This is a genomic window from Streptomyces sp. NPDC055400, assembly GCF_053644375.1.
Genome location: NZ_JBSHLM010000015.1, coordinates 1 through 25,384 on the forward strand (window position 1 = coordinate 1; position 25,384 = coordinate 25,384).

Annotated in this window: 14 protein-coding genes, 1 tRNA gene and 1 rRNA gene; 12 read left to right on the forward strand and 4 right to left on the reverse strand. The window is 70.6% G+C overall.

Annotation, left to right across the window (positions count from 1 at the left end; translation table 11 throughout):
* The 3 genes from rrf to ACWIGU_RS32990 form a co-directional block, all read left to right on the forward strand.
* A 5S ribosomal RNA gene (gene rrf, locus ACWIGU_RS32980) occupies positions 1 to 94 on the forward strand; the annotation flags it as partial.
* Between the two features lie 114 nt (positions 95 to 208).
* On the forward strand, positions 209 to 871 hold the full coding sequence (locus tag ACWIGU_RS32985; RefSeq protein WP_454405530.1) for a DegT/DnrJ/EryC1/StrS family aminotransferase: 663 nt from the start codon (positions 209 to 211) through the stop codon (positions 869 to 871).
* Between the two features lie 85 nt (positions 872 to 956).
* A tRNA-Thr gene (locus ACWIGU_RS32990) sits at positions 957 to 1,029 on the forward strand.
* A gap of 53 nt (positions 1,030 to 1,082) precedes the next feature.
* Here ACWIGU_RS32990 and ACWIGU_RS32995 read toward each other — a convergent pair.
* Complete coding sequence (locus tag ACWIGU_RS32995) at positions 1,083 to 3,761, reverse strand: SpoIIE family protein phosphatase (RefSeq protein WP_454405332.1); 2,679 nt, start codon at positions 3,759 to 3,761, stop codon at positions 1,083 to 1,085.
* Positions 3,762 to 4,032: 271 nt separating this feature from the next.
* Between ACWIGU_RS32995 and ACWIGU_RS33000 the strand changes: the two genes are divergently transcribed.
* From ACWIGU_RS33000 to ACWIGU_RS33040, 9 genes are all read left to right on the forward strand, one after another.
* Complete coding sequence (locus tag ACWIGU_RS33000; protein WP_454405333.1) at positions 4,033 to 9,549, forward strand: HAMP domain-containing protein; 5,517 nt, start codon at positions 4,033 to 4,035, stop codon at positions 9,547 to 9,549.
* A 274-nt stretch (positions 9,550 to 9,823) separates the two neighbouring features.
* Complete coding sequence (locus ACWIGU_RS33005; protein WP_454405334.1) at positions 9,824 to 10,507, forward strand: response regulator; 684 nt, start codon at positions 9,824 to 9,826, stop codon at positions 10,505 to 10,507.
* A 115-nt stretch (positions 10,508 to 10,622) separates the two neighbouring features.
* Positions 10,623 to 13,394 carry a DNA translocase FtsK gene (locus ACWIGU_RS33010; protein WP_454405335.1) on the forward strand — a complete coding sequence of 924 codons (2,772 nt, stop codon included), beginning with the start codon at positions 10,623 to 10,625 and terminating at the stop codon, positions 13,392 to 13,394.
* A gap of 280 nt (positions 13,395 to 13,674) precedes the next feature.
* Positions 13,675 to 14,556 (forward strand): helix-turn-helix domain-containing protein, encoded by an 882-nt coding sequence (locus tag ACWIGU_RS33015; RefSeq protein WP_454405336.1) that lies wholly within the window; start codon positions 13,675 to 13,677, stop codon positions 14,554 to 14,556.
* Positions 14,557 to 14,634: 78 nt separating this feature from the next.
* On the forward strand, positions 14,635 to 16,095 hold the full coding sequence (gene rimO / locus ACWIGU_RS33020) for a 30S ribosomal protein S12 methylthiotransferase RimO (protein WP_454405338.1): 1,461 nt from the start codon (positions 14,635 to 14,637) through the stop codon (positions 16,093 to 16,095).
* Positions 16,092 to 16,772 (forward strand): CDP-diacylglycerol--glycerol-3-phosphate 3-phosphatidyltransferase, encoded by a 681-nt coding sequence (gene pgsA / locus ACWIGU_RS33025; RefSeq protein WP_454405339.1) that lies wholly within the window; start codon positions 16,092 to 16,094, stop codon positions 16,770 to 16,772. The genes rimO and pgsA overlap by 4 nt, the downstream gene beginning before the upstream one ends.
* 53 nt (positions 16,773 to 16,825) lie before the next feature.
* Positions 16,826 to 17,422: a CinA family protein gene (locus tag ACWIGU_RS33030; RefSeq protein ID WP_454405340.1), complete on the forward strand. Its 597-nt coding sequence runs from the start codon at positions 16,826 to 16,828 to the stop codon at positions 17,420 to 17,422.
* Positions 17,423 to 17,531: 109 nt separating this feature from the next.
* Positions 17,532 to 17,906, forward strand: a complete 375-nt coding sequence (locus tag ACWIGU_RS33035) for a helix-turn-helix domain-containing protein (RefSeq protein ID WP_383094896.1) — start codon at positions 17,532 to 17,534, stop codon at positions 17,904 to 17,906.
* Positions 17,907 to 18,294: 388 nt separating this feature from the next.
* On the forward strand, positions 18,295 to 18,630 hold the full coding sequence (locus tag ACWIGU_RS33040) for a hypothetical protein (protein ID WP_454405531.1): 336 nt from the start codon (positions 18,295 to 18,297) through the stop codon (positions 18,628 to 18,630).
* Here ACWIGU_RS33040 and ACWIGU_RS33045 read toward each other — a convergent pair.
* The 3 genes from ACWIGU_RS33045 to ACWIGU_RS33055 form a co-directional block, all read right to left on the reverse strand.
* Positions 18,578 to 19,354: an SDR family NAD(P)-dependent oxidoreductase gene (locus tag ACWIGU_RS33045; RefSeq protein ID WP_454405341.1), complete on the reverse strand. Its 777-nt coding sequence runs from the start codon at positions 19,352 to 19,354 to the stop codon at positions 18,578 to 18,580. The genes ACWIGU_RS33040 and ACWIGU_RS33045 overlap by 53 nt on opposite strands.
* Positions 19,355 to 19,422: 68 nt before the next feature.
* Positions 19,423 to 20,256 (reverse strand): Fpg/Nei family DNA glycosylase, encoded by an 834-nt coding sequence (locus tag ACWIGU_RS33050; RefSeq protein ID WP_454405342.1) that lies wholly within the window; start codon positions 20,254 to 20,256, stop codon positions 19,423 to 19,425.
* Positions 20,257 to 20,401: 145 nt separating this feature from the next.
* Complete coding sequence (locus ACWIGU_RS33055) at positions 20,402 to 25,315, reverse strand: ATP-dependent helicase (protein ID WP_454405343.1); 4,914 nt, start codon at positions 25,313 to 25,315, stop codon at positions 20,402 to 20,404.
* Positions 25,316 to 25,384: the final 69 nt, after the last annotated feature.

A 25,384-nucleotide genomic window follows, 5' to 3' on the forward strand; every position in this document is an offset into this window, starting at 1 on the left:
AACGCCCGGTTACATTCCGAACCCGGAAGCTAAGCCTCACAGCGCCGATGGTACTGCAGGGGGGACCCTGTGGGAGAGTAGGACGCCGCCGAACTCCTTTTATAGAGCTGGTCCCTGAACTTCGGTTCAGGGACCAGCTCTTTTTTGTTCTGCGTCACTTGTCGTTCACGTTGCGCAGCCAACATCCCGTGTCATGGGGACAGTTGCAATGCTGAGGGCCGCCGGTATCGGAACCGGTGACGAGGTCATCGTGCCCGCCTACGGAAACATCGAGGTCGCCGAGGCCGTCGAACTGGCCGGAGCCAGGCCCGTGTTCGCGGACATAGATCCGGTCACGTACTGCCTCGCCCCCGCCTCGGTCGAGGGCGGCATCAGCGCACACACCGCGGCGATCATCGCCGTACACCGCTTCGGACAGCCGGCCGATGTGGCGCGGCTTCGGGAGATCGGTGGGCGGCGCGGGCTGCTCGTCCTGGAGCAGGGCGAATCGGAGCAGCCGCACGACGGGCTCGCCAAGCGGCGGGCGCACGCCGGATATCTGAACGCGCGGCTCAGCGGCGTACAGACACCCGCCGGGAGCGAGCGGCACACCTACCAGCAGTACGTCGTCCGGGTGCCCGGCAACGGGCGGCCCGACCGGGACGCCTTCGCACATGCCATACGGGCCAGGGGAATTGACTGCCGCGTGCCCGTGAAGACGCCCGTGCACCGGCTGCCGCGGTTCCGGCGTGACGTCGCGCTGCCGGAGACAGAGCGGGCCGCCGACGAGACTCTGGCGCTGCCCGTCAGCGCCACGCTGTCGCGGCGCGAGCTGCAGAAGGTCGTCTCCGCGTGCAATGCGCTCGGCGGGCTGCTGCAGCCTGCTTTCTGACGCGCAGGCGGGGCGGTTCGAACCGAGCTGAAGTTCGGGTATGCTTAATTCCGTTGCTGCGGGGGAAACCCCGGGAAAGCAACAGGCCCCTATAGCTCAGTCGGTAGAGCGTCTCCATGGTAAGGAGAAGGTCAGCGGTTCGATTCCGCTTGGGGGCTCAGACATAAAAGGCCTTCGCCCTTTCGGGCGGGGGCCTTTTGCGTTGAGTCTCTCAGTCCTTCTGGAGTTCCGGGACGCGCATCGTCAGGATGGCCATGTCGTCCGAAGGGGCGTCAGACGCGAAACGCTCCACCGCGCGCATGATGCGGGCCGCCACCGCGCCGGCCGTCAGGCCCGTACAGGTCGTCAGGACGTCCGCCAGGCCGTCGTCGCCGAGCATACGGGTGCCTTCGCGGCGCTCGGTGATGCCGTCCGTGACGCAGAGGAGGACGTCGCCCGGGTCGAGCGTCATCGTCTGCTCGTAGAGCTCCAGGTCCTCCATGACGCCGAGGAGCGGCTGCGGCTCCGCGTACGGCTCGACCGTGCCGTCCTGGCGCAGGCGCAGGGGGAGCGGGTGGCCGGCGCACACCATCTTCAGGACCGCCGAGCCGTCCTCCTGCGGCCACAACTCGCCGTAGAGGAGCGTGAGGAAGCGGCTGCGGGCGCCCTCGTCGAGGATCGCGGCGTTCAGGCGCTCCAGGACCGCGGGGCCGCCGAAGCCCTCGCGGGCCAGGAGGCGCAGGGCGTGACGGGCCAGGCCGGTCACCGCCGCGGCCTCGGGTCCCGTACCGCAGACGTCGCCGATGGCGAAGCCGTAGGCGCCGTCGCGGATCGGGAACAGGTCGTAGAAGTCGCCGCCCACCTCGTTGCCCTCGCCGGCCGCGCGGTAGATGACCTCCACCTCGACGCCCGGGATGTGCGGGAGCTCCGGCGGGAGCAGGCTCCGCTGGAGGGACTGGCTGATGGCCATGCGCTCCGAGTAGAGGCGCGCGTTGTCCAGGGCGAGCGCGGCACGGCGGCTCAAGTCCTCGGCCAGTTCCAGGATTTCCTGGCGGAAGTGTTCGTCGGATGGCTTGCCGAGGGTGAGCATGCCGATGACGCGGTTGCGGGCGACCAGGGGGAGGACGACCGTCTCGCCGCCGACCGCGGAGGCCGTCGCGAGGGTGGTGCCGATGCCCGAGCTGACGCTGGCGGGTGCGCCGAGGCCGAGGCTGCGCATGGACGTCCGCAGAGCCGCCTGATGGGCCGCCTCGGCGGGCGCCGCCCAGACGCGGGCTCCGGGGGAGGGGACCGGGTCGGGCGGGGCGATCTTGGAGAGGAGTGCCTTGAGGCCGTCGATGCGCTCCTCGTCCTCGTGCAGGACGTACGAGAGGTACGGCTCCGAGGACTGGTCGGCGATCGTGTAGACGGCGCACCAGGTGGCGAGTGTCGGGACCGTCATCTGGGCCATCAGGGCCAGGGTCTGGTCGCGGTCGAGGGTGCCGGCGAGGAGATCGGAGGCCTCGACGAGGAAGCTGAGGGAGCCACGGCGGAGCTTTTCGAGCTCGCCGAGGCGGGCCGACTCGACGGCCAGCGCGATGCGGTCGGCAGCGAACTGGAGGCGCAGGGCTTCCTCGTTCGAGTACCGGTCAGGTGCCTCGGCTGCGACGCCGAGGGAGCCGGTGAGGCGGCCCTCGACCTTGAGCGGGACCGTGACGACCGAGCGCATGCCCGTGCCGTTGAGGAGCGGGACGGCGCCGGGGACGAGGGTGAGGTCCTCGTGGACGGCCGGCATGCGGGCCGAGCCGTAGCGGCCGGGGCCCACCTCCACGGGGACGCGGGCGAAGCGCTGGCGGGCCGAGGGAAGGCCGGTGGAGGCGCGGACCTCCAGTTCGGTCTCGTCGTCCGTCGCGAGCAGCAGGAAGGCGGAGTCGCCGTCGAGCATGTCGCGGGCGCGTTCGACCGTGCGCTGGAGCAGGCCGTCGAGGTCGTCGGGGGCGGGTGAGCCGATGAAGACCTGGAACGGGTCGGACGCGTTGCCCTCGGACAGCGTGCCGCTCTCCGAGGTGGTCTGGCCGCGCAGCGGGGTCTGGAGGACGGCGCGCTCGTGGTCGCGTACGAGGAGGCAGACGGTGGAGGGATCGCCGTCGGTGTCGCGGACGCGGAGGTGGGACGCGTAGACGGGCGTCACGCGGCCGTTGGCGCCGCGGATGCCGTAACTGCCCTCCCAGCGCGAGAACTGCAGCGCGTCGGCGATTCCCGTGCTCGTGCCGGGGGTGTGCGGCCAGGCGGCGAAGTCGGTGAGGGGTTTGCCGACGACCTGTTCGGCGACATATCCGAACAGGTGCTCCGCGTCCTCGCTCCAGGCGGCGACGGCTCCCGTGCGGTCGATCTGGACGACGGCGACCCGGACTCTGCCGTCGGCCAGCGGGAGGAGGTCGGTGGGGAGCGCGGGGCCCGCGGTGCGGGTGCCCACCGAACGCTGGGGAAGGGCGAGTTGGAACCAGACGAGTTTGTGCGTCGGCGTGTAGTCGACGCCCCAGCGGGTGGCGAGGGCCGCGCAGAGCTGGAGACCGCGGCCGCCCTCGCGGTCGGGGCTGCCCATGTTGATCGCGGACTGCTGGAGCGGGATCTCGCGCTCCGGATAGCGGTCGGCGACCTCGATGCGTACGCCGTCGTCGGTGCGCAGGCACAGGACCTCCGCGGAGGTGCCGGCGTGCACCACGGCGTTCGTCACGAGCTCGCTGGTCAGGACGACCGCGTCGTCGATGATGTCGGGGAAGCCCCACCCCTGGAGGGTGTCGCGCACAAAGGCGCGGGCGGTCGCGACGGACCGCCCGACGGGGTCGAAGGTGGCAGCCGCGCGCGCGGTGATCACAGAACTCCCTGTAACAGTCGTACGAGTCTCGGCGCCCAGGTCTCCCGAACTCATGGCGCGGCCGCCCCCTCCGATGCCCGTCGTCCTCGTGCCACCGCCCTGGCCGGGCGGACCGGGGTGGGTGGACAGCCGCTGCCAAGGTTACTTACCTTCGCCGTCCATGCGGATGCCGGTCGCCAGTGTTTCCGTCCGGAGGGTGTGCGGAGGGTGTGCGAAGCTGCCGAACTGTTATGGCCTGGTTCTGCCATGGTGAAACACTGGGCAGGCTTCCGAAGAGAACCCGAGCAATCCGAGCAGTACGGCCGACCCTTGCGGGAGGGACACAGTGGAGTCTGGCGCAGCGTCGCGAGGCACGAATACGCGCGCAAAGGGCGGACAGTCCCTGGCGAAACAGCGTAAACCGCGCAATGGGACCACAGCGGTGGACACCGCTGCCCTGAACAGACTGCTCGCCGGGCTTGTGGCGATGCGGGACGGCAACTTCCGCAAGCGGCTCACGGTGTCGGGCGACGGCCTCATGACCGAGATCGCGGCGGTCTTCAACGAGGTCGCGGACCGGAATCTGCACCTCACCGGCGAGCTGTCGCGGGTGCGGCGGATGGTCGGGCGTGAGGGAAAGCTCACGGAACGGCTCGAGACGGGCGCCTGTGAGGGCTCGTGGGCCGCGGCGATCAACGCCTCGAACGCCCTGGTCGACGACCTCGTACGCCCGGTCTCCGAGGTCGGACGGGTGCTCACGGCGGTCGCGGAGGGCGATCTGTCGCCGCGCATGGAGCTGCGCTCGCAGGTGCCGGACGGCAACGGCCATCCGCTGCGGGGCGAGTTCCTCAAGGTCGGACGCACCGTCAACAACCTGGTGGACCAGTTGTCGACGTTCACCGACGAGGTCACGCGGGTGGCCAGTGAGGTGGGCACGGAGGGCAAGCTGGGCGGTCAGGCCCGGGTGCGCGGTATGTCCGGTTCGTGGAAGGACCTCACGGATTCGGTCAACACCATGGCGTACCGGCTGACGGCTCAGGTGCGTGACATTGCTCTCGTGACGACCGCGGTGGCGAAGGGCGATCTGTCCCGGAAGGTCACGGTTCACGTCGCGGGCGAGATGCTCGAGCTGAAGAACACCGTCAACACGATGGTGGACCAGCTGTCGTCGTTCTCCTCGGAAGTGACCCGGGTGGCCCGCGAGGTGGGCACGGAGGGCGAGCTCGGCGGCCAGGCGCAGGTGCCGGGTGTGGCGGGTGTGTGGAAGGACCTCACCGATTCCGTAAATCTTATGGCCGGCAACCTGACGGCCCAGGTGCGCGGGATCGCGCAGGTCACGACGGCGGTCGCCAACGGTGATCTGTCGCAGAAGGTGACGGTGTCGGCACGCGGTGAGGTCGCCCAGCTCGCCGAGACGATCAACCAGATGACCGAGACGCTGCGCACGTTCGCCGACGAGGTCACGCGCGTGGCCAACGAGGTCGGTGCGGAAGGGCAGCTCGGCGGCCAGGCGAATGTGCCCGGTGCGGCGGGAACGTGGAAGGACCTCACCGATTCGGTGAACACGGTCTTCCGGAATCTGACCACTCAGGTGCGCGACATCGCGACCGTCACGACGGCGGTGGCGAACGGTGATCTCTCGCAGAAGGTGACCGTCGATGTCGCCGGCGAGATGCTCGAACTGAAGAACACCGTCAACACGATGGTCGATCAGCTCTCCGCGTTCGGCTCGGAAGTCACGCGCGTGGCGCGGGAGATCGGTGTCGAGGGTGAGCTGGGCGGCCAGGCGCACGTCCAGGGCGCGGCCGGTACGTGGAAGGACCTGACGGACTCCGTCAACACGGCCTTCCGCAACCTGACGGGCCAGGTCCGCAACATCGCGCAGGTGACGACGGCGGTGGCCAACGGCGACCTGTCGCAGAAGGTCACCGTCGACGTGTCCGGCGAGATGCTCCAGCTGAAGAACACCGTGAACACGATGGTGGACCAGCTGTCCTCGTTCGCCGACCAGGTGACGCGCATGGCGCGCGACGTGGGCACCGAGGGTCGCCTCGGCGGTCAGGCGCGTGTGGACGGCGTGTCCGGTACCTGGAAGGAGCTCACGGACTCCGTCAACTTCATGGCGGGCAACCTGACTTCGCAGGTGCGCCAGATCGCGCAGGTGACCACGGCGGTGGCGCGGGGCGACCTGTCGCAGAAGATCGACGTGGACGCGCGCGGCGAGATCCTCGAACTCAAGAACACCATCAACACGATGGTCGACCAGCTCTCCGCGTTCGCCGACCAGGTGACGCGGGTGGCCCGCGAAGTGGGTACGGAGGGCCGGCTCGGCGGTCAGGCGCAGGTGCCCGGCGTCGCCGGTGTGTGGCGGGACCTGACCGACTCCGTGAACGGCATGGCCGGCAACCTCACCGCCCAGGTGCGCAATATCGCGCAGGTCGCCACGGCGGTGGCGCGCGGTGACCTGTCGCAGAAGATCGACGTGGACGCGCGCGGCGAGATCCTGGAGCTGAAGAACACCCTCAACACGATGGTGGACCAGCTCTCGAACTTCGCCGAGCAGGTCACGCGGGTCTCCCGCGAGGTGGGTACGGAGGGCATCCTCGGCGGGCAGGCCGAGGTCCAGGGTGTCTCCGGCACCTGGAAGGACCTCACCCAGTCCGTGAACGGCATGGCCAACAACCTGACCCTTCAGGTGCGCAACATCGCCGAGGTCACCACGGCCGTCGCGCGGGGCGACCTGTCCAAGAAGATCACCGTCGACGCGAAGGGCGAGATTCTCGAACTCGTCACGACCGTCAACACGATGGTGGACCAGCTGTCGTCGTTCGCCGAACAGGTGACCCGGGTGGCCCGCGAGGTGGGTACGGAGGGCCAGCTGGGCGGTCAGGCGCGCGTGCGGGGCGTCACGGGCATCTGGAAGGACCTCAGCGACAACGTCAACCTGATGGCCAACAACCTGACCAGTCAGGTGCGGAACATCTCGCAGGTCGCGACGGCCGTCGCCAACGGAGACCTCACCAAGAAGGTCACGGTCGAGGCGCGCGGCGAGGTCGCGCAGCTCGCCGACACGGTCAACACCATGGTGACGACGCTGAGTTCGTTCGCCGACCAGGTGACCCGGGTGGCCCGCGAGGTGGGCACCGACGGCATCCTCGGCGGGCAGGCCCGCGTACCGGGAGTCTCCGGTACGTGGAAGGACCTCACCGAGTCCGTGAACGGCATGGCGTCGAACCTGACCGGACAGGTCCGCAACATCGCGATGGTCACGACCGCCATCGCCAAGGGCGACCTGACCAAGAAGATCGACATCGACGCCCGCGGCGAGATCCTCGAACTCAAGACGACCATCAACACGATGGTCGACCAGCTGTCCTCGTTCGCCGAGCAGGTGACCCGGGTCGCCCGTGAGGTGGGTACGGAGGGCCAGCTCGGCGGTCAGGCGCGCGTGCGCGACGTCGACGGCACCTGGCGCGACCTGACCGAGTCCGTGAACGAGATGGCCGGAAACCTGACCCGTCAGGTGCGCGCCATCGCGGCCGTCGCCACGGCGGTGACCCGCGGCGACCTGAACCTCAAGATCGACGTCGACGCGGCGGGCGAGATCCAGGTCCTCCAGGACAACATCAACAAGATGATCTCCAACCTGCGCGACACCACGATCGCCAACGAGGAGCAGGACTGGCTGAAGGGCAACCTGGCGCGCATCTCCGGCCTCATGCAGGGCCGCCGCGACCTCGAGGACGTGGCCTCGCTGATCATGAGCGAGCTGACGCCGGTCGTCTCCGCCCAGCACGGCGCGTTCTTCCTGGCGCTGCCGACGGACGAGGCCGAGGCGGCCGGTGGCGCGCCCGAGGACGCGTACGAGCTGCGCATGCTCGGCAGTTACGGCTACTCGATGGGGTCCATGCCGACGTCCTTCCGGCCCGGTGAGACGCTGATCGGGACCGCGGCCCAGGAGAGGCGCGCGATCCTCGTGGAGAACGTGCCGCAGGGCTATCTGAAGATCGCTTCCGGGCTCGGGGAGGCGCCGCCCGCACATGTCATCGTGCTGCCGGTGCTCTTCGAGGGGACGGTCCTCGGTGTGATCGAGCTGGCGACGTTCCAGCCGTTCACGCAGATCCAGAAGGACTTCCTGAACCAGATCGCCGAGATGATCGCGACGAGCGTGAACACCATCTCCGTCAACACGAAGACGGAGGTGCTGCTCAAGCAGTCGCAGGAGCTCACCGAGCAACTGCGCGAGCGTTCCGCCGAGTTGGAGAACCGGCAGAAGGCGCTCCAGGCGTCCAACGCGGAGCTGGAGGAGAAGGCCGAGCTGCTCGCCCAGCAGAACCGCGACATCGAGGTCAAGAACACCGAGATCGAAGAGGCCAGGCAGGTCCTGGAGGAGCGTGCCGAGCAGCTCGCGGTCTCCATGCGGTACAAGTCCGAGTTCCTGGCGAACATGTCGCACGAGCTGCGTACGCCGCTCAACTCCCTGCTGATTCTCGCCAAGTTGCTCGCCGACAACGCGGACTCGAACCTGACCCCGAAGCAGGTCGAGTTCGCCGAGACGATCCATGGCGCCGGTTCCGACCTGCTCCAGCTGATCAACGACATCCTCGACCTGTCGAAGGTCGAGGCGGGCAAGATGGACGTGTCGCCGACCCGCATCGCTCTGGTGCAGCTCGTCGACTACGTAGAGGCCACTTTCCGCCCGCTGACCGCGGAGAAGGGCCTCGACTTCTCCGTACGGGTCTCTCCCGAACTGCCCGCGACGCTGCACACGGACGAACAGCGCCTGCTCCAGGTGCTGCGCAACCTGCTGTCCAACGCGGTCAAGTTCACCGACTCCGGAGCCGTCGAACTGGTCATCAGGCCGGCGGGCGCGGACGTGCCCAACGCCATCCGTGAGCAGCTCCTCGAGGCGGGCTCCCTGCGGGAGGCGGACGGCGACCTGATCGCCTTCTCCGTGACCGACACCGGCATCGGCATCGCGGCCAGCAAGATGCGGGTGATCTTCGAGGCGTTCAAGCAGGCCGACGGGACGACGAGCCGCAAGTACGGCGGCACGGGCCTCGGCCTGTCCATCAGCCGTGAGATCGCGCGGCTCCTCGGCGGTGAGATCCACGCGCAGAGCGAGCCGGGCCGCGGCTCCACGTTCACGCTGTACATGCCGCTGCATGCGAGCGAACTGCCGCCGCAGGGCTACCCGCAGCTCGCTCCGTCCATCGAGCCGGGGATCCACGCCGTGCCGATGGAGGGTGCCATGCCGCCCGAGGCGTCGATGCCGCCGGAGGTCAGGTCGTACCAGGACACCCAGCACGGTCCCGCCGCGCTCTTCAGGCGGCGCCGCAAGCAGGTGGCCGCGTCCGAACAGCGGCCGGCGCTGCCGGGACAGCCCGGGCAGCAGGCGCCGGTGGCGCCCGCGCAGGACCGTGCCCAGGAGCAGTGGGCGGGAACCGGACAGGAAGGGGCGCCGCAGGAGCGACGCACGTTCCTCTTCGGCGGCGAGAAGGTGCTCATCGTCGACGACGACATCCGTAACGTCTTCGCGCTCACCAGCGTCCTGGAGCAGCACGGTCTGTCCGTGCTGTACGCCGAGAACGGCCGGGAGGGGATCGAGGTCCTCGAACAGCACGACGACGTGACGGTCGTCCTGATGGACATCATGATGCCGGAGATGGACGGCTACGCGACGACGACGGCGATCCGCAGGATGCCGCAGTTCGCCGGGCTGCCGATCATCGCGCTCACGGCGAAGGCGATGAAGGGCGACAGGGAGAAGGCCATCGAGTCCGGGGCCTCCGACTACGTCACGAAGCCGGTCGATCCGGATCATCTGCTGACGGTGATGGAGCAGTGGATGCGCGGGGAGTGACCGGGTAGGTGTGCGTTGCTGAGCAGTTGTTGACTGAGTGTGGCCGAAGCCGTGTAGAAGTGCGGTATTCGGGGAACCTTCTGGTCTCCCACTGCGTTTGCGCTACGTGCACAGTGACATCGCGGTGACAGGGTGTGGCGACAGGCGGGGTGCGGCTACCATGACCGGCACAAGGACGGGCGACGCAAGGGAGTCGCCCTCTGGGGCGGCTTCCGGAGCCGTCCCAAGTCCTGCGGACAGGGGCGGCCCCATGCCGGGGCGAGGAGGGCGGGCCATGGTGCAGAAGGCCAAGATCCTCCTGGTCGATGACCGGCCGGAGAATCTGCTGGCGCTGGAGGCCATCCTCTCCGCGCTCGATCAGACACTGGTGCGGGCATCGTCCGGGGAGGAAGCACTCAAGGCGCTACTCACGGACGATTTCGCGGTCATTCTGCTGGATGTTCAGATGCCGGGAATGGACGGTTTCGAAACCGCGGCGCACATCAAGCGCCGTGAGCGGACACGCGACATCCCGATCATCTTCCTCACGGCCATCAACCACGGCCCGCACCACACGTTCCGTGGGTACGCGGCCGGCGCGGTGGACTACATCTCGAAGCCGTTCGACCCGTGGGTCCTGCGCGCGAAGGTCTCGGTGTTCGTCGAGCTGTACATGAAGAACTGCCAACTGCGGGAGCAGGCAGCCCTGCTGCGGCTCCAGCTCGAGGGCGGCGGGAAGTCGGACGTCGGCGACGCCAAGGAGCCGGCCGGGCTGCTGGCCGAACTCTCCGCGCGGCTCGCCGCCGTTGAGGAGCAGGCCGAGGCGCTCTCGAAGCAGCTCGACGACGAGTCGGCGGACGCCGCCGCGGTCGCCACGGCAGCCCATCTCGAGCGCAAACTCACCGGACTGCGCCGCGCTCTTGACGCCCTGGAGCCCGGCACGGGAAGTGGCGCACCGTCACTTCCCTCGCAGAACTGAGCAGCAGCCCACCTTTTGAGGAAGCGTCACCTCCGGGCACACCGAACCGCGACACGGACGGGTGAAGCAGTGGGCACACGTGTCCGCAGTGGTCTCCACCGGTAACCTCACACCCATGGCCTCACGTCCCGCAGCCAAGAAGTCGCCCGCGAAGAAGGCGGCCGCGCCGACCAAGGCTCCGGCGAAGAAGGCCCCTGCCAAGAAGGCGGCCGCGAAGAAGCCCGCGGCCAAGAAGGCGTCCCCGAGGAAAGCCGCGGCGAAGAAGTCCGCGCCCAAGCCGGTGCCCAGCCCCACCGGGGGCGTGTACCGGCTCGCACGCGCGCTCTGGCTCGGCGTCGCGCACAGCGTGGGCGCGATGTTCCGCGGCATAGGACGTGGCGCCAAGGGGCTCGACCCGGCACACCGCAAGGACGGCCTCGCGCTCCTGCTCCTTGGCCTGGCGCTGATCGTCGCGGCGGGCACCTGGTCCAATCTGCGCGGACCCGTCGGCGACCTCGTCGAAATGCTCGTCACGGGCTCGTTCGGCCGCCTCGACCTGCTCGTACCGCTGCTGCTCGGCGGCATCGCCGTACGCCTCATCCGGCACCCCGAGAAGCCCGAGGCCAATGGGCGCATCGTGATCGGCCTGTCCGCGCTCGTCATCGGCGTGCTCGGCCAGGTCCACATCGCCTGCGGCTCGCCCGCCCGCACCGACGGGATGCAGGCCATAAGGGACGCCGGAGGGCTCATCGGCTGGGGCGCCTCCACCCCGCTGAGCTTCACCATGGGAGAGGTGCTCGCGGTACCGCTCCTCGTCCTGCTCACCGTCTTCGGGCTGCTCGTGGTCACCGCGACGCCCGTGAACGCGATCCCGCAGCGCCTGCGGCTGCTCGGCGTGAAGCTCGGCGTCGTCCATCCGGACACCGAGGACGACCCTCTCGGCGCCGACGGTGCGACGGACGACGACGAGCGCTACGACGACCAGTGGCGCGAGTCCCTGCCCGCGCGCTCCAGGCGGCGCCCGGCGGACCCGGAGGCGTACGACCCCGACCAGGCGGAGCAGGAGGCGCTCTCCAAGCGGCGCAGGCCCAGGCGCACGCCTGTGCAGCCCGTCGTGACCCGGCCCATGGACGCGGTCGACGTGGCCGCGGCGGCCGCTGCCGCGCTCGACGGGGCCGTGCTGCACGGCATGCCGCCGTCGCCGCTCGTCGCCGATCTGACGCAGGGGGTCGGTACAGAGCGGGAAAGCGCTCCGGAGCGCACGGCGCCGGTACCGACCGCGCGGGCGAAGACCCCGGTGAAGGAGACCAAGGAGGCGGCTCCGGAGCCCGCGGCCACGGTGGCCAAGGCCGGCGTGCCCGACCTGACGAAGTCGGCCCCCGACGCCCCGCGCGACCTCCCGCCGCGCGCCGAGCAGCTCCAGCTGTCCGGAGACATCACCTACTCGCTGCCCTCGCTCGACCTCCTGGAGCGCGGCGGCCCCGGCAAGTCGCGCAGCGCGGCCAACGACGCCGTCGTCGACTCGCTGTCGAACGTTTTCTCCGAGTTCAAGGTCGACGCCGCCGTCACCGGCTTCACGCGCGGCCCGACGGTCACTCGCTACGAGATCGAGCTCGGCCCCGCCGTGAAGGTCGAGAAGATCACGGCGCTGGCGAAGAACATCGCCTACGCCGTCGCGTCCCCGGACGTCCGGATCATCTCGCCCATCCCCGGCAAGTCGGCCGTCGGCATCGAGATCCCGAACACCGACCGCGAGATGGTCAAGGTGGGTGACGTGCTGCGCCTCGCCGACGCGGCCGAGGACGACCACCCGATGCTCGTCGCGCTCGGCAAGGACGTCGAGGGCGGCTACGTCATGGCCAACATGGCGAAGATGCCGCACATCCTCGTCGCCGGCGCCACCGGATCCGGAAAGTCCTCGTGCATCAACTGCCTGATCACCTCGATCATGTGCCGGGCGACCCCCGAGGACGTGCGCATGGTCCTCGTCGACCCCAAGCGCGTCGAGCTCACCGCGTACGAGGGCATCCCGCACCTGATCACGCCGATCATCACCAACCCCAAGCGGGCCGCCGAGGCGCTGCAGTGGGTCGTGCGCGAGATGGACCTGCGCTACGACGACCTCGCGGCGTTCGGCTACCGGCACATCGACGACTTCAACCAGGCGATCCGCGACGGCAAGCTCAAGACGCCGGAGGGCAGCGAGCGCGAGCTGAAGACGTATCCGTATCTGCTGGTCATCGTCGACGAGCTCGCGGACCTGATGATGGTGGCGCCGCGGGACGTCGAGGACTCGATCGTGCGCATCACGCAGCTCGCGCGCGCGGCCGGCATCCACCTGGTGCTCGCCACCCAGCGCCCGTCGGTCGACGTCGTCACCGGACTCATCAAGGCCAACGTCCCCTCCCGGCTCGCCTTCGCCACCTCCTCGCTCGCCGACAGCCGCGTCATCCTCGACCAGCCGGGCGCCGAGAAGCTGATCGGCAAGGGTGACGGGCTCTTCCTTCCGATGGGCGCGAACAAGCCCACCCGTATGCAGGGCGCGTTCGTCACCGAGGACGAGATCCACGCCGTCGTCCAGCACTGCAAGGACCAGATGGCGCCCGTCTTCCGGGAGGACGTCACCGTCGGCACCAAGCAGAAGAAGGAGATCGACGAGGACATCGGCGATGACCTCGACCTGCTGTGCCAGGCCGCTGAGCTGGTCGTTTCCACGCAATTCGGGTCCACGTCGATGCTCCAGCGCAAGCTGCGCGTCGGCTTCGCGAAGGCCGGGCGGCTCATGGACCTCATGGAGTCGCGGAACATCGTGGGCCCGAGCGAGGGTTCGAAGGCACGTGACGTTCTTGTGAAGCCTGACGAACTGGATGGAGTGCTCGCCGTGATCCGCGGGGAGGCTCAACCCTGAGGCGCGCGTCGCAGGGACAGCGCGCGCCCCGGCAGGAAGAACGGACGGCTCACACTCGCGATCGACGCTCACTCGTAAGGGAGCGTGAGGCAACCGTTTCCCCTCCTCGTACGTCAAGTTGAGGGAGGGGCCGGGTACGTGTCCCAGCATCGGGGTGACCGGTCGTTGTGTCCGGCCATTCCGATGGCGTACAAAGTCTGACCGCCCGGTTGCCCCACCCTTTCGTACCCCCCCTAGACTGAACCTCCAGCAGGTGGTTACACGCTCGAAAGGCGCCCCCGTGTCCATCGGCAACTCCCCTGAAGACGACCGTCCTTCGGATGACCTTCACGCGACGCCCACACCGGCCGTCGAGCAGGCGCCCACGCCCGCGGACGACCGTCCCTCGATCGGACGCGTCCTCCGTCAGGGGCGCGTCGACGCCGGGATGACCGTCGACGAAGTCAGTACGTCCACGCGGGTGCGCGTCCCGATCGTGCACGCGATCGAGGAGGACGACTTCTCCCGGTGCGGCGGCGACGTCTACGCCCGCGGTCACATCCGGACCATCGCGCGCGCCGTGGGTGTCGATCCCGAGCCGCTTCTCGCCCAGTTCGCCGACGAGCACGGCGGGCGGCCCGCGCCGACTCCGACCGCTCCGCTGTTCGAGGCCGAGCGGATCAGGTCCGATCCGCGCCGGCCGAACTGGACGGCGGCCATGGTCGCCGCGATCGTCGCGGTGATCGGCTTCGTCGGGTTCACCGCGTTCGGCGGCAGCGACGACGGCGGTGCCAAGCAGCAGGCTGCCGAGGGCGCGACACCCGCCAGCGGCAAGCCGAAGCCCACGCAGACCCCCAAGCCCAGCAAGCCCACCGATCCCAAGCCCGACCCGACCGACAGCGCGATCGCGGCCGCGCCCCGCGACAAGGTCACTGTCAAGATCAACGCGGCGGACGGCCGCAGCTGGATCTCCGCGAAGGACCACAACGGACGGATCATGTTCGACGGCCTGCTCGAGCAGGGTGAGTCGAAGACCTTCCAGGACAATCAGAAGGTCGACCTCGTCCTCGGCGACGCGGGCGCCATCCAGCTGTACGTGAACGGCAAGCAGGTGGACAACGAGTTCGAGCCCGGACAGGTCGAGCGCCTTACCTACACCAAGGGTGATCCCGAGGTCGGATGAGCGGGAGGTTGCCCGGTGGTGATCTCCGGGTAACCCTCGCGGGCGGGGCTGTCGGCGGGACGAAGTAGTCTTGAGCCCATGCCCGAACGCCGTACCGTCGCCCTTGTCACTCTTGGCTGCGCCCGTAACGAGGTGGACTCGGAGGAGCTCGCAGGCCGCTTGGAGGCGGACGGCTGGGAGCTCGTCGAGGACGCCGAGGCCGCAGACGTCGCTGTCGTCAACACCTGTGGCTTCGTCGAAGCCGCCAAGAAGGACTCCGTCGACGCCCTTCTCGAAGCCAATGACCTCAAGGGCCATGGCAGAACCCAGGCCGTCGTGGCCGTCGGCTGCATGGCCGAGCGGTACGGCAAGGACCTGGCGGAAGCCCTCCCCGAGGCCGACGGCGTGCTCGGCTTCGACGACTACGCCGACATCTCCGACCGGCTCCAGACCATCCTCAACGGCGGCATCCACGCCTCCCACACCCCGCGCGACCGGCGCAAGCTGCTGCCGATCAGCCCTGCCGAGCGGCAGGACGCGGGCGCCGAGGTGGCGCTTCCCGGACACGCCCCCGTGGACCTGCCCGACGGTCTCGCGCCCGCGTCCGGCCCCCGTGCCCCGCTGCGCCGCCGCCTCGGGACGAACCCCGTCGCCTCGGTGAAGCTGGCGTCCGGCTGCGACCGGCGCTGCTCGTTCTGCGCGATCCCGTCCTTCCGCGGCTCCTTCATCTCGCGCCGGCCCAGCGACGTCCTCGGTGAGACGCGCTGGCTCGCCGAACAGGGCGTCAAGGAGGTCATGCTCGTCTCCGAGAACAACACCTCGTACGGCAAGGACCTCGGCGACATCCGACTCCTGGAGACGCTGCTGCCCGAGCTGGCCGCCGTCGACGGGATCGAGCGGGTGCGCGTCAGCTACCTCCAGCCCGCCGAGATGCGCCCCGGCCTCATCGACGTCCTCACGGGCACCGACAAGGTCGTCCCGTACTTCGATCTCTCGTTCCAGCACTCGGCGCCCGCCGTGCTGCGCTCCATGCGGCGCTTCGGGGACACCGACCGGTTCCTCGACCTGCTCTCCACGATCCGGGACAGGGCGCCGCAGGCCGGTGTCCGGTCGAACTTCATCGTGGGCTTCCCCGGCGAGAGCGAGGCCGACCTGGCCGAGCTGGAGCGCTTCCTCACCGGCGCCCGCCTCGACGCGATCGGCGTCTTCGGCTACTCCGACGAGGAGGGCACCGAAGCTGCGACGTACGAGCACAAGCTCGACGAGGACGTCGTCGCCGAGCGCCTCGCGCGCGTGTCGCGGCTCGCCGAGGAGCTGGTCTCGCAGCGCGCGGACGAGCGCGTCGGCGAGGCGGTCCACGTGCTCGTCGAGTCCATCGACGACGAGGACGGCGCTGTCGGGCGCGCGGAGCACCAGGCGCCCGAGACGGACGGACAGGTGCTGCTCACGAGCAGCGAGGGCCTGAGCGTGGGTCGTATCGTCGAGGCAAAGGTGATCGGCACCCAGGGCGTGGACCTGGTCGCCGAGCCGCTCCAGTGTTCTGAGGAGGCGGGCAGATGACCGGAGTCCCGGCGTCCGCCACGGGCGGTTCCGGTAGGGCGGCGCCCGGCGGGAAGCTGGGTGCTGCGGCCGTCAACCAGGCCAGCCTGTGGAACATCGCGAACATCCTGACCATGGTCCGGCTCCTCCTCGTGCCGGGTTTCGTCGTGCTCCTGCTCACCGACGGCGGCTACGACCCCGTCTGGCGCGCCTGGGCCTGGGCGGCCTTCGCCGTCGCCATGATCACGGATGTCTTCGACGGGCATCTGGCGCGCACGTACAACCTGGTCACGGACTTCGGGAAGATCGCCGACCCCATCGCCGACAAGGCGATCATGGGGGCGGCCCTCATCTGTCTCTCCAGCCTCGGCGACCTCCCCTGGTGGGTGACGGGAGTGATCCTCGGGCGTGAGCTCGGGATCACCCTGCTGCGCTTCTGGGTCATCCGGTACGGGGTGATCCCGGCCAGCCGCGGCGGCAAGATGAAGACCCTCGCGCAGGGCACGGCGGTCGGGATGTACGTCCTGGCGCTGACCGGGCCGCTGGCCACCTTCCGGTTCTGGGTGATGGCCGTGGCGGTCGCGCTGACCGTGCTCACCGGCCTCGACTACGTGAAGCAGGCCGTAGTGCTGCGGCGGCAGGGCATGGCGGCCGAGCGTGCCGCCCGCGACGAACGTGAGGCGGCGGCGGAGCAGTGACGTCCGGAGCGGTCGGCGGTGGCGGGGCGGACGGCCTCGCCACCGCCGCCGTGGTGCTCCGGCTGCTCACCGAGCGCGGCGAGACCCTCGCGGTCGCCGAGTCGCTCACCGGCGGCCTCGTGGCCGCCGGCATCACCTCGGTGCCGGGCGCCTCGCGCGTCTTCCGCGGGTCCGTGACCTCGTATGCGACCGAGCTGAAACGGGACGTCCTCGGCGTCGACGGCACTCTCCTGGCCGAGCGAGGGGCGGTGGATCCCGAGGTCGCCCTGCAGATGGCGACCGGGGTGCGCAGGGTCCTCGGCGCGGACTGGGGAATCGCGACCACAGGCGTGGCCGGGCCCGACGAGCAGGACGGGCAGCCGGTGGGGACGGTGTTCGTGGCCGTCGCCGGTCCGGGGGATTCCACGGCCTTCGAGGCGGGCTCCGGAGGGGCTGACGCGGGAGACGGCGCCGGGGTTGAGGGGTCCGGGGCTCAGGCAGGCAGTTTCGCTCGTAGCCGGAAAGTGGCCGCGTTGCGGTTGAACGGCGATCGTTCGGAAATCCGTATGAAGAGTGTACGGAGTGTGCTTGAACTGCTGCTTGAGCGGCTCTTGAGCGAACGCGCAGAGAATGAGCGGGCACAGGATACGGAACAGAACGGGGGGTTTTGATGTTTACAGCCCTGAGTGAACACGACATCGCTCCCCGCACGGCCGCGGCGCAAGGCGGTACGGTGGGGCGTGAAGGATGCGGCTACGCGGTCCGAGGAGGGAGCCACCGATGATTCTGCTCCGTCGCCTGCTGGGTGACGTGCTGCGTCGGCAGCGCCAGCGCCAGGGCCGTACTCTGCGCGAAGTCTCCTCGTCCGCCCGAGTCTCGCTCGGCTATCTCTCCGAGGTGGAGCGGGGGCAGAAGGAGGCATCCTCCGAGCTGCTGTCCGCTATTTGCGACGCGCTTGACGTACGGATGTCCGAGCTCATGCGCGAGGTGAGCGACGAGCTCGCTCTCGCCGAGCTGGCCGTGTCGGCAGCGGCTACTGATCCGGTGCCCGCGCCGGTTCGCCCGCGGCTGAATTCTGTCTCCGTGGCCGGTGTCCCACCGGAACGGGTGACCATCAAGGCGCCTGCGGAAGCGGTGGACGTCGTCGCTGCGTGAGTCCGCGCGGCGTGACGCCTCATGCAGGTGTCACTCATAAGTGTGTGAAAGTCCCGGCCGGGAGATCGGCCGGGACTTTTGCATGTCGAGGGGACTGGGTGGTGGGAGCGGGGTGTCGGGAGGGGCGGGCCGGGGTGTTTGGGGTGGTGGGCCACGGGCGTCGGAGCGGGCTCGACATGCCCGCATCAGGGCATTCGTGCCATGGTGAAGGGGATTTCGACGTGCGCGGGAGCGCCTTCGGTGTGCGGAAACGGCTCCGGAGCGCCCTGCCGCCGGGTGGCGCCGGCATTCGGGTTCGATCCGATCCGGCATCGGGCAGGAGGTGGCGGCCGTGGCGTGGCGGACCGTGCGCGGAATACCGGCCGGGGTGTGGCGGAACGCGCGCTGGATACCGGCCGTGGCCTTCGGGACGCTGTGGTGGTGGGGCCTGCTGCGGCTGGCCTTCTCGCCGGACGCGGGAGCGTTCGAGGGAGCCGTGGCGGCCGGTGGGTGGGGGCTGAGCCTGCTGCCGGTGCACTGTGTGCCCAGGGCCCGGGCCGCGAGGGCGGTGGGGGCCGTGAGGCGGGGCGGGACTTCTGCGGGGGCGAGGCGGTTTTCTGGGGAGGCTGTGGGGGCGACGGGGGCCGATGGGGCGGCTATGAGGGCGAGGCGGTCCGCTGGGGCCGGCCTGCTTACCAGGGCATGGCGACGCCGCCGTTCGGGCGGAGGATCTGGCCCGTCGTGAACGATGACGCGTCCGACGCCAGGTGCAGGACGGCGTGGGCGATGTCGTCCGCCTCGCCTACGCGGCCCAGCGGGGACATCCGGACCATCAGAGCCTCGGTGTGCGACTGCTCCGACGCGTCGTGGCGGCCGGTCATGGGCGTACGGATCCAGCCGGGAGCGACCGCGTTGGCGCGGATGCCCTGCGGGCCGACCTCGGTCGCCAGGGTCTTCGTCAGCTGGACGACCGCGGCCTTCGAGGCGCCGTAGCAGAGCAGTCCGGGGCCGCCGGTGTCCACGGCGCCCGACGCCATCGTGACGATGCTGCCGCGAGTGCCCGTCGCGATCATGGCGCGGGCGGCCTCCTGGCAGGCGTACAGCACCCCCTTGAAATTGATGCCGAGGACGCGGTCGAGGTCCTCGTCGCGGGTCTCCAGGACGGGGCTGCTGTGCATGATCCCGGCGATCGCGGCCATGACGTCGAGACGGCCCGCCGCGTCGACGGCCGCGGCCACCGCCTCGGCGAGCTGGGTGCGGTCCGCGACGTCGAGGGCGTGGGTGCGGGCCGTGCCGCCCCTGGCCTTGATCAGCGTCTCCGTCTCGTGCAGGCCCTGCGCGTCGCGGTCGGCGCAGTGCACGGTGGCTCCGGCGTCGGCCAGGAGCAGGGCGGAAGCGCGTCCGATGCCGCTCGCGGCGCCGGTGACGAATGCGGTGCGTCCGGTGAGGTCGTACGCGGTGACGGGCATGAGGGGACCGTACGAGCATTTCTGACGGGCCGTCAATTAGCTTGTACGGGCTATCTGGTGAGGCTTTGTCATCTGATGAGCGGGGGCTGCTTGGTGGACGGGCGGGGGGCCGGGCCGTGTTGGCAGGAGGGGCACCAGTAGGTGGGGCGGTCACGGGAGCCGTCGCCCTGGTCGGCCACGCGGATCGGGGTGCGGCAGCGCAGGCAGGGGCGAGGCGCCCGGCCGTAGACGTAGAGCCGCTGGCCGGGGCGGCGGCTGCCGGTGGTGACGCGTGCGGGGCGGTCGCGATTGGCTTCGAGGAGCTTCTTGGCGAGCTCGGGGAGGCGGGCGGCGGTGTCGTCGGGGAGGTCGCCGACGGGCAGCCACGGGGTGACCTGGAGGAGGAAGCACAGCTCGGACTTGTAGACGTTGCCGACGCCCGCGAGATTGCGCTGGTCGAGGAGCGCCTCGCCGAGGGGGCGGGCCGGGTCACTGAGGAGGTTGCGCAGGGCCGTTTCGGCGTCCCAGTCCGGGCCGAGCAGGTCGGGGCCGAGGTGGCCGACCACCTTGATCTCGTCGGCCGTGCGCATGAGTTCGAGGACGGGGAGGCGGTAGCCCACGGCGGTGCGGGTGGCGTTGCCGAGGATCGCGCGGATCTGGTGGCCGGGGCCGCCGGTCCAGCGCTCGCCGAGTGCGTAGACCTTCCAGGAGCCGTCCATGCGGAGGTGCGAGTGCAGGGTGAGGCCGCCCTCTATGCGGGTGAGGAGGTGCTTGCCGCGCGGGGTGACGTCGAGGACCGTGCGGCCGGTCAGATCGGCCGTGGCGAAGCGGGGGACGCGCAGGTCGGAGCGGATGAGCACCTGGCCCGCGAGGGCGGTGTGCAGACGCCGCGCGGTCTGCAGGACGGTGTCGCCTTCGGGCATGGGTCAAGGGTGGCACGGGTGGCAGCGGTGGGGTGGTTGGTGGGCCGGCGTGAGGAGCGGGGCCGGGAGGAGGGAGCGGTGGGCCGGTGGGGGTATGGGGCGACGTCGTGGGGGGCGGGTGGGCGTGTTCCGTGCGGGGGCGGGACTAGGCGCGCAGCCGCAGGCCTCGCGGGGTCGCGTGGAAGCCGGCTGTTTCCAGGAGGGACGAGAACGGTGAGGTCAGAGCGGCGGAGCCGTTGATCCGCTCCACGGTGATCGTCCCGAGGGAACCCGCTCTGGCGGCGTCTGCCAGTGCCTCCGCGGCGGCGGGCAGCCGGGAGTCCTCGGCGACCTCGGCCGCGGAGAGCGTGCCGGCGTCGCCTTCGGACGCCGGCCAGGCCAGCAGGGTCTTGCCGCCGCGCTCCATGTAGAGGGTCAGTTCGCCGTCGACGAGCACGACCAGGGAGCCCGCCTTGCGGCCCGGCTTGTGTCCGGCGCCGGTGGGGGAGTCGGGCCAGGTCAGGGCAGCACCATAGGCGTTCGCCGGGTCTGCGGCGGCGAGAACGATGGCTCTGGAAGCGGCTCTTCGGCGGCGTGGGGTGCGATCGGGGCCTGGGCCGGGGCGGCCGGGTGCGGACCAGGCGTTGTGTTCCGCGAAGTCCGGGGGGAAATCCGGGACGGCGTCCGGGGAGAAGCCCGGGGGAAGGTCCGGGGGGAAGTCCGGGACGGTGTGCGGTCCGGTGGCGGTGGACCACGACGGATCCCAGGCTGCCGACGGGTCGGTCGTGGAGTTCATGGGAGCCCCGGGCGGACCGGCGTAGGGGTCGGGCGGGGCGTCCCCGCGGTCGCGTGCGTTCGCGGCCGCGCGCAGGCGGTCCACCGCGCCGTCCATCGCGAACTGTGCGGCGCCGAGGCCCTCGACGACGTACCCCCGTCGGGCCTGGCCGCTGTCCTCGAAGGCGGACAGGACGCGGTACACCGCGGAGAAGCCGCCCTCCACGCCCTCCGCGGCGACGGCGCCCCGGGTCACCACGCCGTGCCGGTCGAGGAGCGTGCGGGCCAGGGCATGGGCGCGCACCGTCGGGTCGGGGTCGGCTGTGGGCAGCAGTGACCAGCGGCCCGCGACGGTCGGCGGGCCCGAGCGGGAGGCGGTCCGCGCGGCGGCGGTGAGGCCCCCGTAGCGCCCGCGAGGGATCGCGCGGCGGGCGCGATGAGCCGTGGATCCCGCGGTGCGGCCCGACCCGAGGAGCGAGCGCATCGGGGCCAGCGTGTCGTTCGTGAGCCGCCCGGACCAGGCCAGATCCCAGAGTGCGTCCGCCAGCTGAGGATCGCTGGCGTCGGGGTGCGTCGTCGCGCGGACCTGGTCGGCGATCTGGCGGAAGAACAGGCCGTAGCCACCGGAGAGCGTGTCCACGACGGACTGGTGGAGAGCAGTGAGCTCCAGGGGATGGGGTGCGGGGAGCAGGAGGGGGGCCGTGTCGGCCAGGTACAGGGAGACCCAGCCGTCCTTGCCGGGCAGGGAGCCCGCGCCTGCCCACACGACCTCGCCCGACGCCGTGAGTTCGTCGAGCATCGCGGGCGCGTAGCCCGAGACCCGGGACGGCAGGACGAGCTTCTCCAGGGCGGACGCCGGTACGGACGCGCCCTGCAACTGCTCGACCGCGCGCACCAGACCGTCGACACCGCGCAGTCCGTTCCCGCCCAAGTGCTGCCACTGGGGCAGGAACTGGGCGAGGGCGGCGGGCGGTACCGGCTCCAGCTCGTGCCGCAGGGCCGCGAGCGAACGCCTGCGCAGACGCCGGAGCACCGTCGCGTCACACCACTCCTGGCCGATGCCGGCCGGATGGAACTCGCCTTGCACCACCCGCCCGTTCGCCGCCAGGCGTTGCAGCGCGCCGTCCGTGACGGCCGCGCCGAGGCCGAAGCGGGTGGCGGCCACGGCCGAGGTGAACGGGCCGTGCGTGCGCGCGTACCGGGCGAGAAGGTCGCCCAGGGGATCCTTGACGGGCTCCGTGAAGGCCTCGGGTACGCCGACGGGCAGCGCGGTGCCGAGCGCGTCCCGCAGTCGGCCCGCGTCCTCGATCGCCGCCCAGTGGTCGGCCCCCGCGATACGGACTCGGATGGCGCGGCGGGCGGACGCCAGCTCCGGGGCCCACCCCGGCTCGGCGCCCCGGTCCGCCAACTCGGCGTCCGTGAGCGGCCCGAGGACGCGCAACAGGTCCGCGACGCCCTCGACGTCCCTGATACGGCGGTCGTCGGTGCGCCACTGGAGCTCCTGTTCCAGCTCGGCGAGCACGTCCGCGTCGAGGAGCTCGCGCAGCTCGGCCTGCCCGAGCAGTTCGGCGAGCAGCCGCGAGTCCAGCGAGAGGGCGGCGGCGCGCCGCTCGGCGAGCGGGGAGTCGCCCTCGTACAGGAACTGGGCGACGTAGCCGAACAGGAGGGAGCGGGCGAACGGGGAGGCCTCCGGGGTGGTGACCTCGACGAGGCGGACCTTGCGGGACTCGATGTCCCCCATCAGCTCCGCGAGGCCGGGCACGTCGAAGACGTCCTGGAGGCACTCCCGTACGGCTTCGAGGACGATCGGGAACGAGCCGAACTCGCTGGCCACCTGGAGGAGTTGGGAGGCGCGCTGGCGCTGCTGCCACAGGGGGGTGCGCTTGCCGGGGTTGCGGCGGGGCAACAGCAGGGCGCGGGCCGCGCACTCGCGGAAGCGGGCCGCGAACAGGGCCGAGCCGCCGACCTGGTCGGTGACGATCTGGCTGACGTCGCCCTTGTCGAAGGCGACGTCGCCCGCCCCGAGGGGCGCCTGGTCGGCGTCGTACTCCGAACCGGCCTTCGAGGGCTCCTGGTCCAGGAGGTCGAGGCTCATGAGGTCGGCGTCGGGAAGGCGCAGCACGATGCCGTCGTCGGCGTGCATGACCTGGGCGTCCATGCCGTACTTCTCGCCGAGCCTGGCGCCGAGAGCGAGCGCCCAGGGGGCGTGCACCTGTGCGCCGAAGGGGGAGTGCACGACGACCCGCCAGTCGCCCAGCTCGTCACGGAACCGCTCGACCACGATGGTCCGGTCGTCCGGGATGTGGCCGCAGGCCTCGCGCTGCTCGGACAGATAGGCCAGCACATTGTCGGCGGCCCACGCGTCGAGGCCCGCCGCGAGCAGCCGCAGCCGCGCGTCGTCCGTGGACAGGGATCCGACCTCGCGCAGGAAAGCGCCCACCGCGCGGCCCAGTTCGAGCGGGCGGCCGAGCTGGTCGCCCTTCCAGAACGGGAGCCTGCCCGGGACGCCGGGCGCGGGGGAGACCAGCACGCGGTCGCGCGTGATGTCCTCGATGCGCCAGGAACTCGTACCGAGGGTGAACACGTCGCCCACCCGGGACTCGTAGACCATCTCCTCGTCGAGCTCACCTACCCGTCCGCCGCCCTTCTTGGGGTCGGATCCGGCGAGGAACACCCCGAAGAGGCCGCGGTCCGGAATCGTGCCCCCGGAGGTGACGGCCAGGCGCTGGGCACCAGGGCGTCCGGTGACCGTGCCGGCGATGCGGTCCCACACCACGCGTGGACGCAGCTCGGCGAACGCGTCGGAGGGATAGCGGCCCGCGAGCATGTCGAGAACGCCGGTGAACGCGGACTCCGGAAGCGATGCGAAGGGGGCCGCGCGGCGGACGAGCGCCAGCAGGTCGTCCACCTGCCACGTGTCGAGCGCCGTGATCGCGACCAGCTGCTGCGCCAGCACGTCCAGGGGGTTGGCGGGGACACGAAGGGACTCGATGGAGCCCGTGCGCATCCGCTCGGTGACCACGGCCGCCTGGACGAGGTCGCCCCGGTACTTCGGGAAGACCACGCCCGTGGAGACCGCGCCCACCTGGTGTCCCGCGCGGCCCACGCGCTGGAGGCCGGAGGCCACGGAGGGCGGGGACTCCACCTGGACGACGAGGTCCACCGCGCCCATGTCGATACCCAGCTCGAGGCTGGACGTGGCCACCACGGCGGGCAGCCGGCCCGCCTTGAGGTCCTCCTCGACGAGGGCGCGCTGCTCCTTGGAGACCGATCCGTGGTGGGCGCGGGCGATGACCGCCGGCGCTCCGTTCGCCGCGCCCGAGCCGCCCATCAGCTCGGCCGGTGCGTGGTCCTCGGGGAGTGCCTCGCCCGTCGCCCGCTCGTACGCGATCTCGTTCAGCCGGTTGCACAGGCGCTCGGCCAGGCGGCGGGAGTTGGCGAAGACGATCGTCGAGCGGTGCGACTGGACCAGGTCGGCGATCCGCTCCTCGACATGCGGCCAGATGGACGGCCGCTCCGCGCCCTGGTCGGAGTCGGCGACGGGTGAGCCGCCGAGCTCGCCCAGGTCCTCCACGGGGACGACCACCGAGAGGTCGAACTCCTTGCCCGAGCGCGGCTGGACGATCTCCACCTTGCGCTGGGGCGACAGATAGCGCGCCACCTCGTCCACAGGGCGGACCGTCGCCGACAGTCCGATCCGGCGGGCGGGCCGGGGCAGCAGCTCGTCGAGGCGCTCCAGGGACAGCGCGAGATGGGCGCCGCGTTTGGTGCCCGCGACCGCGTGCACCTCGTCGAGAATCACCGTCTCGATGCCCGTGAGCGCGTCACGCGCGGCGGACGTGAGCATCAGGAACAGCGACTCGGGCGTCGTGATCAGAATGTCCGGAGGCCGGGTCGACAGGGCGCGGCGCTCGGCCGGGGGAGTGTCCCCGGAGCGGATGCCGACCTTCACCTCGGGCTCGGGCAGCCCGAGGCGCACCGACTCCTGCCGGATACCGGTGAGCGGGCTGCGCAGATTGCGCTCCACGTCGACCGCGAGGGCTTTGAGCGGCGAGACATACAGGACGCGACAGCGCTTCTTCGGGTCGGCCGGCGGTGGCGTCGACGCCAGCTGGTCCAGGGCGGCCAGGAACGCGGCCAGGGTCTTGCCGGAACCCGTCGGCGCGACGACCAGCACGTCCGAGCCCTCGCCGATGGCCTGCCACGCCCCGGCCTGTGCGGACGTGGGCGCGGAGAACGCCCCCGTGAACCAACTGCGGGTCGCGGGGGAGAAACCGTCGAGCGGGCTGCGTGCGGACCTGACCATGCACCCATCGTGCACCTCCCCACTGACAATGGCCCGGACCTGCGCAAACGCTCCGAGTCCTGATCCCGG